The following is a 13,691-nucleotide window of genomic DNA, read 5'->3' on the forward strand; positions in this document are numbered from 1 at the left end:
CTCAGCTCAACTCACCCGCAGACTCTAAACCGAAAATCCGGCCTAATTCCATCTTCCAATCTTCAAACCGCTCCATGTTTTTCTGTTCTCCTTTTTGCTCGTATGGGGCCAGATCAACTCCGCAGCTGCTGCAGCATTGTCCTGTTTGATCTTCAGGCTCATACGATTCATCAAAGTATGCCAACAGCGCTTTTCTTATACATTCTTTCCGCTCCAATAACGCCGAAAAGCGGTTCATTTTATGCAGCTTCTTTTCCACGCGGTATGTCAGTTCTTCCTGCAGCTGCTCTTTTGTGGTTTTTCCCTGCAGATACAGGTGGATGGCCGTTCGCGCCTGCGTTTCCTGAACGCCCTTACTTATAAGAACGTCCCGAAGCTTTCGCTCATCGCTCGTACCGGCGTCCCGGATGATGGCCAGAATGCCTTCCAGATCATAATCAGACAAGCTTTCTGTCTGAATAATCTGCTGCTGAAGCTCTGTATCGCCAGGAGCTCTCAGCAAAATACTGACACTCGGGCTGCCGTCGCGTCCCGCTCTGCCGATTTCCTGCATAAAGGCCTCAGCCGTTTGCGGAGGATAAAAGTGAATGACAAAGCGGATATCAGACTTGTCCACACCCATGCCGAACGCATTAGTACAGCAAATGCAATCAAGCTGGTTATGGATAAATTGCTGCTGGATTAAAATTCTGTCGCCTGTGTCCATCCCTCCATGATAATAATCCGTCCGCTTTCCCGTTTTTTCGTTCAGCTCAGCCGCAAGCTCTTCCGCCCACTTTCTGGTCGGACAATACACGATGCCCGGGCCTTCAAGCTTTTTGACGAGATCCGTGATCCTGCTTATTTTTTCGGCATTATCAGCCAAATGTTCAACCGTCAAAAGAATATTCGGCCGGTTGACAGAATATAGATGGCGCACTGCATGCTCAAGTCCGAGCACGTCCGTCACATCACTGAGCGTTTCTTTTGTCGCTGTTGCGGTCAGCGCCAATACAGGCGGCTTGCCGAGTGCTTGCCTGAAGGGGCCGAGCTTTGAATAATCAGGCCTGAAATCATGTCCCCATTCTGATATGCAATGAGCCTCATCAATGACAAACAAACTGACCGGGACGTTTTTCAAACGGTTCAGCACATAAGGTGACGAGAGGGCTTCAGGGGACATATAAAGAAATTTGTACCTGCTGATGTTGCTGAGAATAAAATGCCGCTCGTCAGCATTCAGCATGCTGTTTAATGCCGCAACCCGTTTTTCTCCTTTCGCTTTCAGCTGCTGCACCTGATCTTCCATTAATGAAAGGAGCGGCGAAATAATCAGCACGAGCCCGTCCATTATGTAACCCGGAAGCTGATAGCATAATGATTTTCCGCCGCCGGTCGGAAGCATGGCGATCGTATCCTTTTTTTGGAGCACGCTAGTCATAATCTCTTCCTGCCCTTTTTTAAACGAACGCAAACCAAAGTGCCGGTACAAAGCTTTATGGAGCTCAGTCATGCTGTTTCACCGTCTTTGCCAGCGCCAGCCTGATCTGAAAATAGCTGAAGCGCATCTGCATTCCTTCGCGAATCCGTTTAATTTTATTCGTTTGATGCTGTTTTGCAAATGCCGTTATCATACGCTGGTCCTCTTCAGAAATGTACTGTTCTATAAAAAATGCAGGCTGATGCAGTGATATTTCTACAATATGATCTTCGATGGTGGCGGTTTTTAAATTTCTGACCGCAGCGATTCTTTCAATCGGAAACCCTTTTTCCAAAAGCTCCAAGGTTTTTCTGGCAGACTGTGTCAGCGCGCTTTCCGCCCGCAAATCGGACAACAGCTCGCCTAGAGCCGGATGTGCACATTGCGGAAGGGATTGAATAACATAATGTACCGCTCCCCAAAACTGGACGGACACATACCATTCGTCTTCGTTCAGCTGAGAAGCGAGCTGCTTATTCGTTTTGCCGATTCTGTCGAAAGATGTTAAAGAATAGACAAAAATAAGGGCCTGCCGTTCACTTACGCCTTGCAGAAGCTGAAACAGCGCGTCATGCATTTGAACGGAGAGCTCTTTGGCGTCTCTGTTTTTGCGCATGAACCGTTTGACCCATCTCAGCGCCTGCACATCGTTTGTAACCGGGATATATTGACTGCATTGGCGCTCTTTGTTTGACAGGACTTGAATGAGCAGGGAAAGCCGCTTCCACAAGGTAACGGCCGGCGTTTGATAATTCGCGCCGTGACAGTGCTTCGGCCAAGGCCGCTCGGCAAATGCCCGTTCAAGCTTTTGAACGCCGCGTGCAGTCACTTTACACGTTCCCTCTTCTTTTCCGGCTGTAATGTATGAGTCCCCGGCGAGTTTATGCATAGAATCCGCAATGTCGCCGCGTTCACACTGAGAAGCCATGCCGAAATATTTAGCAATCTGAAATAAGCCGGCATCCTGAATGGTTTGAGACGACTTTTTTCCTTTTAATAAATGAAACACAGCACTCGGAGTCCGTTCGCCGTCTATTTTGTCCAGACAGTCGAGAACCACGGTATCAAAGTAGTTTATCGCCAATCTAAACACACCTACATTTCTTCTGTGACAAGTTTCGTTTTTTGGTTCTTTTTATTTTAACAGATTTTCATATAAATTTGACGTTTAAAGTCATCTTTTGGGGGGAAGTGCTAAAGAGAATCCCTTATGTGATAAGCATTCTCAATCATTTTTCTGTTGAAATTTGACACTAACATCATTACAATAAGTAAGAGGAATAGGTGTTATATTTAAAAAATATATAAGGTAAACCATTTGTTCCAACACGAACAATCTGGGAGGTTTTTTTTCATGGCAAAGTACACAATCGTAGATAAAGATACGTGTATTGCATGCGGCGCCTGCGGAGCTGCGGCACCAGACATTTATGATTATGATGATGAAGGCATTGCATTCGTTACACTTGACGAAAATAAAGGTGTCGTCGAAGTTCCGGAAGTGCTGGAAGAAGATATGATTGACGCATTTGAAGGATGCCCTACTGATTCAATCAAAGTTGCGGATGAGCCGTTCGAAGGCGACCCGCTGAAATACGAATAAAAAGCCCTCCCCGTGAGAGGAGCTTTTAGTTCTTGAATAAGACTCCGGCTGTTATCGGCCGGAGTCTTATTTTTTTGCGTGATCAAACAATCAAAAAAGCGCCCGGCCTGTATTTTACAGAGCGGACGCTTTGGAGCGGTTATTGTGTCTGGATGCTGCGTTTTTGTTCAATCCAAGGTTTAAGCTTCGTAAAGATGAACGTAAAGACGATGGTGATGATAACGCCTTTTACAATGTTAAACGGCAGAATTCCTGCCACAACCGCCGTTTTTAGTTGGCTGTTTGACAATGCCGGCGAATGTAAAAACCAAGTATACGCTGGCAGGATGAGAATATAGTTCAAAATACTCATCAGCACGGTCATTGCTGCGGTTCCGGCCAGCAGGCTCACTGCAAGTCCTTTAGCAGATTTGAGCTTTTTAAACATAAACGCCGTCGGCAGAATAAACAGCGTCCCCGCGATAAAATTGGCTGCCTGCCCGACAGGCACGCCGGCCATGCTTCCTTGAATGATATACTGCAGAATATTTTTAATCGCTTCAACCGCAATCCCCGCCGCAGGCCCGTAAACCAAAATGGCAATAATTGCAGGAACGTCACTGAAATCAATTTTCAAGTAATCCGGCAGACCCGGAAACGGGAAATTTAACAGCATAAGCACAAACGCAATGCTGCTAAGCATACTGATGACAACTAATTTTTTTACTTTCACAATGCTCTCTCCTTTTCGATCAAATCTCTCGAAAAGAGGAAAGGTTCTTTTGCACCTCAATAAAAAAACCGCTTTTAATAAAAAGCGGGAGCTTACTAAGGCTTGGCAAAGAAACGTTAGATATAAGATCAAAACGTCTGCTGAACCTCCATCTTCTCCCATCCAGACTATACTGTCGGCTCCGGAATCTCACCGGATCCTGCCGCCGAAGCAGCTCGCGGGCTTAGAGCATGACACTCATCACCGCCGGTAGGGAATTTCACCCTGCCCCGAAGATTGATCTTATGAATTTATTCACATTATATATGATCAAATTGTAATTGTATAGAGAACTGCTCAATTTTATATAAAATATTGATAAAGCCCATTTTAACTGAATTATCGGCTTCCTTTTCTCCTTTACTGCGTCAATACACATTGACACTCAATTAAGAATATGATAAATTATCAGATATTTAGTCAGCTAAACTAGGAGGAAATCTAACAATGTTTCGAGTTTTGGTCTCAGATAAGATGAGCAATGACGGCTTAAAGCCGCTGATGGAATCAGACTTTATAGAAATTGTTCAAAAAAACGTCGCGGATGCAGAAGATGAATTACATACCTTTGATGCCCTGTTAGTCCGCAGTGCCACAAAAGTAACCGAAGAATTGTTTAAAAAGATGACTTCTTTAAAAATCGTCGGCAGAGCCGGTGTCGGCGTAGACAACATCGACATTGACGAGGCCACAAAACATGGAGTTATCGTGATAAATGCGCCGAACGGAAACACGATTTCAACGGCAGAGCATACATTCGCGATGATTTCTTCATTAATGAGACACATTCCCCAAGCTAATATTTCAGTCAAATCAAGGGAATGGAACCGGACGGCTTTTGTCGGAGCGGAACTTTACGGAAAGACTTTAGGTATTATCGGTCTGGGCCGGATCGGAAGCGAAATCGCCCAGCGCGCCAGAGCATTCGGTATGACTGTCCATGTATTCGATCCGTTCTTAACCGAGGAGAGAGCCGGCAAAATCGGCGTGAACAGCCGGACATTCGAAGAAGTGCTTGAAAGCGCGGATATCATTACCGTTCACACGCCTTTAACAAAGGAAACAAAAGGTCTGCTTAACAGAGAAACCATTGCCAAAACAAAAAAAGGCGTCCGCCTGGTCAACTGTGCAAGAGGCGGAATTATTGATGAAGCTGCGCTTTTGGAAGCGCTGGAAAGCGGGCATGTCGCAGGCGCTGCGCTTGATGTGTTTGAAGTGGAGCCTCCTGTTGAGTCAAAACTCCCAGATCATCCGTTAGTGATCGCCACACCTCACTTAGGCGCATCAACGAAAGAAGCACAGCTGAATGTCGCGGCGCAGGTTTCTGAAGAAGTGCTGCAGTTTGCTAAAGGTCTGCCTGTCATGTCGGCGATCAATCTGCCTGCGATGACGAAGGATGAATTCAAAAAAATTCAGCCTTATCACCAAATTGCCGATAAAATCGGAAGTCTCGTGTCACAATGTATGAAGGAACCCGTCAAGGATGTTGCCATTCAATATGAAGGCACCATCGCGAAACTTGAAACATCATTTATTACAAAAAGCCTGCTGTCCGGCTTCTTAAAACCGCGTGTAGACTCAACTGTCAATGAAGTGAACGCCGGCGGTGTAGCAAAAGAACGCGGAATCAGCTTCAGCGAAAAGATTTCCTCCAATGAAACAGGATATGATAACTGCATCAGCGTAAAAGTGACCGGAGACCGGAGCACCTTTACGTTAACAGCTACGTATATCCCTCACTTCGGTGAACGAATCGTTGAACTGAACGGCTTTAATATTGACTTAAATCCTGCCGGCCACCTCGTTTATATCCAGCATCAGGATACGACCGGTGTAATCGGACGCGTCGGACGCATCCTCGGCGATAACGATATCAATATCGCTACCATGCAGGTAGGCCGTAAAGAAAAAGGCGGAGAAGCCATTATGATGCTTTCTTTTGATAAACATTTAGATGACAAAGTCGTCGATGAGCTGACTTCCATTCAGGATATTGTCTCAGTTAAATTGATTGACCTTCCGTAACAAACAAAAAACCCAAAACATTCATATGTTTTGGGTTTTTTACATTTAATGGTTTGGAAGGGGATTAGGCGCGGCAGGCACAGCGATCGGTTTTGTCACATCATAATTGCCGATTTTCTTTGTATGCGCATGTGTGAACAGCACCTCAGAATAACCGAATTCCTTCGCAGTTAACAGAAGCCCTTCAATCATTAAAATGCCTTCCAACGAATCTTCAATTTTATGTTTTTCGGACAATTGGATCCGCAGCTGCTCGCCGTATTCCCTTTCCGATACCGATGCAATCGCATCTGCTTCTATGACGCTCGCGGTCTGTGAGTCTCCGTCTGTTCTTTTCATCCCGTCAATGGCCTGATAAACTGAATGATAGGTTTGTGCAGACGGGATGAGATACTCTTGTCCCAGACTGTCGCGGTAAGAAAAATACGCCCGGTTGGCCTGCTTATATACGGACATCTCAGCCGAAAGGCCGGAAGCTTTTAAAAAATCCTGACCGTCTCCGTTTTGAATCTTTGTCAATTTTATTCGGTCGTAAGGACTCCAGGTCAAAGTCTCTTTCAGCATCTTTTTCAATAAATCAGCTTCGGCAGCTGATTCTATTGAAAACCGCCCGTTTACCTGCACAAGCAAATCTTTCTTAACCGCGGTTACTTGCACACCGTCCAAAAGCTGAGGAACAGAGAGGAAAGATTCGGGCACTTCTAAGTTTTCTGCATCAGAGAATGCCTCTGAAACCGATTCATCAGGCTTCTTTTTTTCAAAACTGACCGGAATGACGGCGGATGTATCTGAATCGGCAAACGCCAAAGTAATGTAATTGTTTTTGTTTTCGTTAGAAACGACAAAAGTCCTCTGATCCGGCTTAACGGCAGCTGACTGACTGGCTTTTTCGGCTTGACCGCTGTCAGCTGTAAGATCACCGGCAGATTCGTTTTTTGTCATCAGGTGAGGAGATATAATAAGAGCGATGCACAATGCGCAGATGCCGGCGGCGGCGGGGCCAACCCAGCTTCGGGCCGGTTTTTTCCTGTACTGTCTACCCGTTTCAACATTCCGGTAAATGGCCTCTGGTGAACGATGATCTCTAACCGCCGGAAGTTGTCTTAACAACTCCTCTACCCTTTCTTCGTTCCAATATGACTTCATCATCCATTAGCTCCTCCCTCAAAAGCTCCATCTGTTTCCGAAGTATTTTGAGCCCTCTGTGTTGGGTCGTTTTGACTTTGCTTTCCGAGAAGCCAAGAGCGGCGGCTGTTTCCTGAATGGAATATCCCTGAATAAATCTCAGGATAATAACAGCTCTTTGATCTATAGTGCAATGATCAAGCGCGGTATAAATTTCCCGGACATTTTCATGCTGTACGGCGAGTTCGTCCGGAAGCAAATGCTGATCTCTGACATCTTGTGTATCCCAATCAAACGTACCCATAATACGCTGTCTGATCGTCTGCTGCTTGCGGAACCAGTCAATCGCCACATGGCGCGCGATGGACAACAGCCATGTTTTTTCACTGCTTCTTCCTTCAAAAGTATGATAAGAATTTAAGACGCGGATATACACTTCCTGCGCCAGATCCTCAGCCTGTGTCTTATCTTTCACCATATAAAATAAAAATTGGTATAAATCTTGATGATATGAATCATATAATATCTGAAAGGTTTCTTCCATGGGAAGCCCCTCCGTTCACTTTTTTGTCGTAAAAATGCGTTGAAAAGTTACATTACAACTATATTACGAGAAACTGGAATTTGGAAGGGAATTTATATTAACATATTCTTAAATTTTTTAAAGAAGAAATAAACAAAAACACCCGCATGTTCTGCGGGTGTTTCGTATGGAACAAGATTGTTCGTCAATTTCAGACGCCATCCTGCACTTTTGTCGGAATATAAAATGTAAATGTCGTTCCTTTGTCAATGCTGCTGTGCACCGCAATTGAGCCGCCGTGGGCTTCCACAATATTTTTTACGATGGCAAGTCCGAGTCCGGTTCCTGCCCTGCCCCTTGTTCTCGCCTTGTCCGCTTTATAAAAACGTTCAAAAATAAAAGGCAGGTCCTCTTCAGGTATTCCCGAGCCGGAATCTTTAATATCGATTTTCAAACCGTCTTTCACGGTCTGAACCGCGATATGAACGTTTCCGCCTGACTCTGTGTGACGCAGCGCATTATCTATAAGGTTGGTAAACACCTGCTCCATTTTGTCTTCGTCAAAAACACACTCCGGCTGAGACACGGCAATGTCTTCTGTAAGCGAAACCTCTTTTTCTTTCGCTACACCGGAGAATTTCCGGGAGATCTTCTCCAGAAATTCATGCAGATTCACCGTCTCATAATGCAGGCCCGTATGTCCGGATTCCATTCTGGCCAAATCCAGCAAATCATTGACGAGCCGGCCCATGCGAAGGGATTCATCATAAATGATCTGCGCGATTTCTTTTTTCTCCTCTTCGGTGCTTGCAATGTCGTCCACTATTGCTTCGCTGTATCCCTGCAGCATAGAAATCGGAGTCCTGAGTTCATGACTGACATTGGCAATGAAATCTTCACGCAGCTTATCAAGCCTGCGCTCTTCGGTCATATCACGGAGCACGGCTACGGCGCCGCGGACGTGTGATTCCGCATAAAGAGGCGACATTAATAAAACCCATGACCTTCCTTGAAGCGTCATCTCAATCATTTGCTCTTTTTCTGTGCTCACGGCATTTTGGAAAAGCTCTTTCGCCTCAGGCGGAAGGTTGTCTCCTTCTTTAATATTCATATTCTGCTCATAATACCAGGCCTGCAGAAAGCGTTCAGCTGGCGGGTTAGTCACCAAAATGGTGCCGTCGATATTGATGGTGATAACTCCGTCTGCCATACTGCTTAAAATATTGGACAGCTGTTCTTTTTCCTGATTCAGCGCGTTGATATGAAAATTGAGCTGCCGGCCCATCTGATTAAAGGCGATGGCAAGCTCCCCGATTTCATCTTGAGTAAGAATCGGAATCTTTGTATCAAACTTTCCTTTCGCCAAGTCCTGGGCGCCTTCCCGCATTTTCCGAAGCGGGTATGTCACCCTGCTGGACAAGAAGAAGGCGAAAAACGTTGTCAAGACAATGGCGATGCCCGCCGCAAGAAAAATATAGCGTGTCGTATGTTTCGTCGTATCTTTGACGGCAAGCAGCGACTGAGATAAAAAGACCATGCCTTTTTTGCCGTCTTTTTCATACGGCACTCCGACGATCAGCCGTTCGTTATCCGAACCGGCATTGTTGGGCACCGCGCGTTTGCTTACTTTTTTGCGGTCTGTCAGCGCCTTGTGCAGATCCCGGTCGTGTTTGATCTGTTCCAATGTAATAGAGGATAAATGATTATCGTCATTGGGCGAATACCAGACATGCTTATCGTCCTGAATGATCGCGATGCTCGTTAAATTGTCCGCCAGCTCCCACGTGATGGATCTGGCAAGCGGCTGGTCTTCATGATTTTCTATAATGACCGCAATTTTATCGGCAAGCTGCGTTAAATCTTTTTCCGCTTCTTCTACGTGGTAATTTTCTATAAACTCCAGAAGCAGCACCGTTAAAATAAATAAAACAATTAATACGAGTGAAAGAATGGTAAACCAAAGCTTTCCTACTACGCTTTTCCAAAACTTCATTCAGCGCCTACCTCAAATTTGTATCCGACTCCCCAGACGGTGACAATTTTTTTCGCCGCTCCCGGGGATACTTTGTTTAATTTTTCACGGAGCCGTTTGACATGAGTGTCAACCGTTCTGAGATCACCGAAGAATTCATACTGCCACACTTCTTTTAAAAGTTTTTCTCTGTCATACACTTTGTCCGGTGTTTTTGCCAGAAAGTACAGCAGTTCATATTCCTTCGGCGTCAGGCTCACCTCTGTGCCGTCCGCGGTCACTCTGTGAGCATCGTGATCGATGGAAAGATGTGAAAAGACGAGCACATTTTTTGTCGGCGTATTGGCTGTCAGATAGGATGTTTGGGAAGCTCTTCTTAAGAGCGCCTTTACCCGGAGCACCACTTCTCTCGGGCTGAAAGGCTTCACGATATAATCGTCCGTGCCAGCTTCAAACCCCTGGACGCGGTTGGCTTCTTCCCCTTTTGCCGTCAGCATGATAATCGGCGTCGCTTTTTTTTCTCTGAGCTGCCGGCATACTTCTATTCCGTCCGTTCCCGGCATCATTAAATCCAAAAGCACCAGATCATAATCTGATGCCAACCCCATTTTAATGGCCTCATCACCGTTTTCCGCTTCTTCAATCACATAGTTTTCCCGTTCAAGGTACATTCTTAAAAGGCGTCGAATTCTGGCTTCATCATCTACTACTAATATTTTAGTTTCATTTGTTTGATCCATCGTTTTCCCCCTGCTTTCCTTCTGTTACTATCATTTTAACAAACTGTACGGCTGCTTGAGAACTGTATCGGCTTTCGGCTCTATGCGTACGAATGAAGTCCGGCAAGCACGAGATTCACAAAAATTAAGTTAAACATAATAATGGCGAAACCGATGACGGCAAGCCACGCGGACTTTTCGCCATGCCAGCCTCTCGACAGCCGCAAGTGCAAGTACGCTGCGTAAAATAAAAAGGTGATCAGCGCCCATACTTCTTTCGGGTCCCAGCCCCAAAAACGCGTCCATGCAAGCTGCGCCCAGATCATCGCAAACACAAGCGCGCCGAGCGTAAATACCGGAAAGCCGATAGAAACGGCGCGGTAGCCGACTTCATCTACCAAGTCCAGATTCACATTTTTGACGAGCGGGCTTAAAAGAGCGCTGATTCTCTTTCTGAATATCAGTCTGAGGGAGCCGTATAAGACGAGACCCGCGCCAAACGACCAGATCACCGTATTGACCTTTCTGCCTGAAAAAATAGCCGGAAGCTCAATAAACGGCTTCATCGCGCCTTCTGTAAGCAGTTCTCCCTCATGCGGGCCGACAAGCGCAGGCATATCATATATCATGACGCTTTTGGCGTCTTTTTTATCCACCCAATTAAATTCGGCTTTGTAGTCCGCCAGCCGGAATGCAGACGTGACGGCGATAAATGCCACGGTCGTCACGATAATAAACATGATGAACTCGAGCCAGAACGTTTTTTTGCCCGGTCTGGACTGGTCGACATGCTTTAACAGGAAAATGACGCCGGCTACAAAGCTGATCGCAAGAATCGCCTGCCCGAGCGCCGCCGTCGTGACGTGAATGTACAGCCAATTGCTCTGCAATGACGGAATAAGCGGCGTAATATCGGCGGGAAACATGCTTGCGTACGCGATCAGCAAAAGCGCGACAGACAATGTGAACATGCCTAAAGACGGCAGTCTGTAAATAAAGTAAATAATAATAAAAGCGAGTACAAGCATCATGCCGAATGACGTTGTAAATTCAAACATATTGCTGACAGGCGCATGTCCGCTTGCCGACCATCTCGCAATGAAGTAGGCGAGATGGCATAGAAATCCGACAATGGTTAACGTGATTCCGATAGCCGACCAGCGGCCCTTACCGTCCTTTGCGCCTTTTGTTCCCCGGATGGCGCCGCCGAAAACCGGGACGGCGATTAAATAAATCAAAAAGGCAGCATAAAGAAAATTTGCGCTCAGCTCCGCCATGACACCACTCCTTTTTCATTAGGCCTGATTTTTGACCAGTTCTTTTTGATCGGCCGGTTCTTTAATCTCCGTCCCGCTAAGAACATATCCGATATCCTTTTTCAAACCGAACCAGTTTTTGTTCGTATGTCCTGCCACAAGCACTTCGCTGTCACCGGTTTTGATCCAGATCCTTCTGTGCTGCCAGTACATCCCTTGAATGACACCGATCATAAAGATCGCGCCCCCGACGGCAAGCACCCATAAGGTTAAATCTTTTCTGACGGTGAGACCTGTAATGTTTTTCGTTTCCACATGGTCGAATTTTAATTTGTACTTGTTATTTGCGGAACCTTCAACAGTCTGCTGAATCGCAACAAAGCTTTTCTCCCCTTTCGGCTTGTCAGGAGCCGTGACTTTAAAGACGAAAGCCGGATTGTTTGGGACCTTTGTTTTCGTGCTCGGTTCTCCGTCCTTATTAAAATAAAAATCGGGAAGATAACTGGCGATCTGCACTTTGTAACCGTTACCAAGATCATAGTCCGTGTCAGGATCAAGAAGATTGATCTTCAGTTTGCCGAATGACCGTTTTGTTTTTTGGTCGATCAGCTGGAATACCATCTGATCGAGCTGGTTTTCTTTATAGTCCACCTGATACACAGAATAGGAGTCAAACCGCAGCGGTTCATTGACGCGGATATCGTTTTCTTTGACTCTTTTAAGCTTTGGCTTTTCACCGAATACGATGTCGCCCTCCCTCTTGTACAAAACCGCATCCGTTGTGAAGGATTTTGCGACTTTGCCGTTTCCGGCTCTGTCAATGGCATCGGCGAATACTTTTTTCTCAGTGTTTTTATTATACGTCTCCATGGTGAACCGGTTGTTTTTTAAGTAATATTGGCCGTCGGTGCCGGGAATCTGGGCGGTTTCGCCTTCACGGACCCAGAGTGTTTCATCGACGTACATACCGGGTACAAATCTCAGCATGGCTCCGATCAGAAAAATGATCAGGCCGATATGATTAACGTAGGGGCCCCACCTTGAAAAACGGCCCTTTTCTGCGAGAATACTTCCCTCTTGTTCCCGCACTCTATAATGCTTTTTTTTCAATCGTGTTCTGATGCCATCAGCCGTATCTCCGCTCAGCTCAGTTTCTGTCCGGCTGTATAGACGCTGCCGTCTTAAAAAGACCGGATTCCGCTGAACGCCTTGGTTTTTCAGCGCCCTGTACAACGGAATCACCCGATCCAGGCTGCAGATGACAAGTGATACGCCGATTGATGCGATCAAGAGCATATACCACCATGAACCGTACAGGTGATGAAACCCCAGCAGATAATACAATTGGCCGATTGTGCCGTACTGCTGTTCATAATATGTATCCGGCTGAGCGCCCGGCGGCAGATAAGCTTCTTGCGGAAAAACCGTGCCGAATGCCGACGCCGCCAGAGTAATGACAATCAGCCATATTCCGACTTTAACGGAAGAAAAGAAATTCCATACCTTATCTACAATTGTTTTGTTATATGTTTGCGAACGTCTTGCGCTGCCGTCGTACCGCATATCGGCAAGCGGCGACTGTTGATCATCAAGCGGCTTTCCGCATGACTCGCACAATACCGTCCCGGCTGGATTCACGTGTCCGCATTCACATTTAGCCTTTTTCATGAAGACGCCTCCGGCTTAATTAAATTCATATAGTCATGAACCATGCGTTCTGTCATCGTGCCGGTCACCACTTTCACGACTTTTCCGTCGGGATTGATCAAAAATGTCGTCGGGATAGGCGAAACGCCGTACGCGTCCAGCACTTGCCGGTCAGTATCAAGCGCAACAGGGAAATTGACGCCGTATGTTTTCATAAAATTATGTACTGCAATTTTTGATTCGCCGACATTTACCGCAATCACCTCGACACCGAGGTCTTTAAAATGCTTGTATTGATTCTCCATATAGGGAAATTCCTGCTTGCACGGCTCGCACCACGTTCCCCAGAAATTCAGAAAAACACCTTTTCCTTTTAACTGACTCAGTTCTATGAGTCTGCCCTCTGTATCTTTCAGCGCGAAATTCGGGGCTTTGGACCCCTCAGATATACGCTCGCCGTTTGAGTAAACAGCATTATAGACGGTATATCCGAGCGCGCAGAGTAAGATGAGAAGGATGCCGGTCCGAATGAATAAACGCCGCCGTTTTTTGTTCATTGTACACTGCTCCCCTCCCCTGCCTGCAAATCCATTCAATTATATCATCTTCGC

The 13,691-nt window shown here is 46.1% G+C and carries 12 protein-coding genes and 1 riboswitch; of the genes, 2 read left to right on the plus strand and 10 right to left on the minus strand.

Going from position 1 to position 13,691, the window contains the following annotated elements; translation table 11 throughout:
* Window position 1: 1 nt before the first annotated feature.
* The gene (locus ICW23_RS06230; RefSeq protein ID WP_188154179.1) at window positions 2-1,492 is read right to left on the minus strand and encodes a RecQ family ATP-dependent DNA helicase; all 1,491 of its coding nucleotides are present in this window, start codon (window positions 1,490-1,492) and stop codon (window positions 2-4) included.
* Entirely contained in the window at window positions 1,485-2,543 is a 1,059-nt protein-coding gene (locus ICW23_RS06235) for a YpbB family protein (protein ID WP_064779062.1), read from the minus strand. The genes ICW23_RS06230 and ICW23_RS06235 overlap by 8 nt, the downstream gene beginning before the upstream one ends.
* Before the next feature lie 270 nt (window positions 2,544-2,813).
* On the opposite strand from ICW23_RS06235, the gene ICW23_RS06240 reads away from it, so the two are divergent.
* Window positions 2,814-3,062: a ferredoxin gene (locus tag ICW23_RS06240; RefSeq protein WP_003153403.1), complete on the plus strand. Its 249-nt coding sequence runs from the start codon at window positions 2,814-2,816 to the stop codon at window positions 3,060-3,062.
* A 139-nt stretch (window positions 3,063-3,201) separates the two neighbouring features.
* Here the strand turns inward: ICW23_RS06240 and fmnP are convergent, their stop codons facing one another.
* On the minus strand, window positions 3,202-3,774 hold the full coding sequence (gene fmnP, locus ICW23_RS06245) for a riboflavin transporter FmnP (RefSeq protein WP_015240114.1): 573 nt from the start codon (window positions 3,772-3,774) through the stop codon (window positions 3,202-3,204).
* A gap of 146 nt (window positions 3,775-3,920) precedes the next feature.
* Window positions 3,921-4,055, minus strand: a riboswitch (FMN riboswitch).
* Between the two features lie 205 nt (window positions 4,056-4,260).
* Between fmnP and serA the strand changes: the two genes are divergently transcribed.
* Complete coding sequence (gene serA / locus ICW23_RS06250) at window positions 4,261-5,838, plus strand: phosphoglycerate dehydrogenase (protein ID WP_016939129.1); 1,578 nt, start codon at window positions 4,261-4,263, stop codon at window positions 5,836-5,838.
* A gap of 45 nt (window positions 5,839-5,883) precedes the next feature.
* On the opposite strand, the gene ICW23_RS06255 is transcribed toward serA, so the two are convergent.
* From ICW23_RS06255 to resA, 7 genes are all read right to left on the minus strand, one after another.
* Window positions 5,884-6,987 (minus strand): sugar dehydratase, encoded by a 1,104-nt coding sequence (locus ICW23_RS06255; RefSeq protein WP_483861515.1) that lies wholly within the window; start codon window positions 6,985-6,987, stop codon window positions 5,884-5,886.
* Window positions 6,923-7,507, minus strand: coding sequence for an RNA polymerase sigma factor SigX (gene sigX, locus ICW23_RS06260; protein WP_016939131.1), 585 nt, complete (start codon window positions 7,505-7,507; stop codon window positions 6,923-6,925). Before sigX ends, ICW23_RS06255 begins: the two co-directional genes overlap by 65 nt.
* Before the next feature lie 190 nt (window positions 7,508-7,697).
* Complete coding sequence (locus ICW23_RS06265) at window positions 7,698-9,479, minus strand: ATP-binding protein (RefSeq protein WP_016939132.1); 1,782 nt, start codon at window positions 9,477-9,479, stop codon at window positions 7,698-7,700.
* Window positions 9,476-10,198 (minus strand): DNA-binding response regulator ResD, encoded by a 723-nt coding sequence (gene resD, locus ICW23_RS06270; RefSeq protein ID WP_003153397.1) that lies wholly within the window; start codon window positions 10,196-10,198, stop codon window positions 9,476-9,478. The genes ICW23_RS06265 and resD overlap by 4 nt, the downstream gene beginning before the upstream one ends.
* 80 nt (window positions 10,199-10,278) lie before the next feature.
* On the minus strand, window positions 10,279-11,454 hold the full coding sequence (gene ccsB, locus ICW23_RS06275; protein ID WP_016939133.1) for a c-type cytochrome biogenesis protein CcsB: 1,176 nt from the start codon (window positions 11,452-11,454) through the stop codon (window positions 10,279-10,281).
* Between the two features lie 18 nt (window positions 11,455-11,472).
* Window positions 11,473-13,101 carry a cytochrome c biogenesis protein ResB gene (gene resB / locus ICW23_RS06280; protein WP_016939134.1) on the minus strand — a complete coding sequence of 543 codons (1,629 nt, stop codon included), beginning with the start codon at window positions 13,099-13,101 and terminating at the stop codon, window positions 11,473-11,475.
* Window positions 13,098-13,637, minus strand: a complete 540-nt coding sequence (gene resA, locus ICW23_RS06285; RefSeq protein WP_045925489.1) for a thiol-disulfide oxidoreductase ResA — start codon at window positions 13,635-13,637, stop codon at window positions 13,098-13,100. Before resA ends, resB begins: the two co-directional genes overlap by 4 nt.
* Between the last annotated feature and the right edge of the window lie 54 nt (window positions 13,638-13,691).

It is taken from the genome of Bacillus sp. 1021, assembly GCF_014534735.1.
Lineage (GTDB): Bacteria > Bacillota > Bacilli > Bacillales > Bacillaceae > Bacillus > Bacillus siamensis.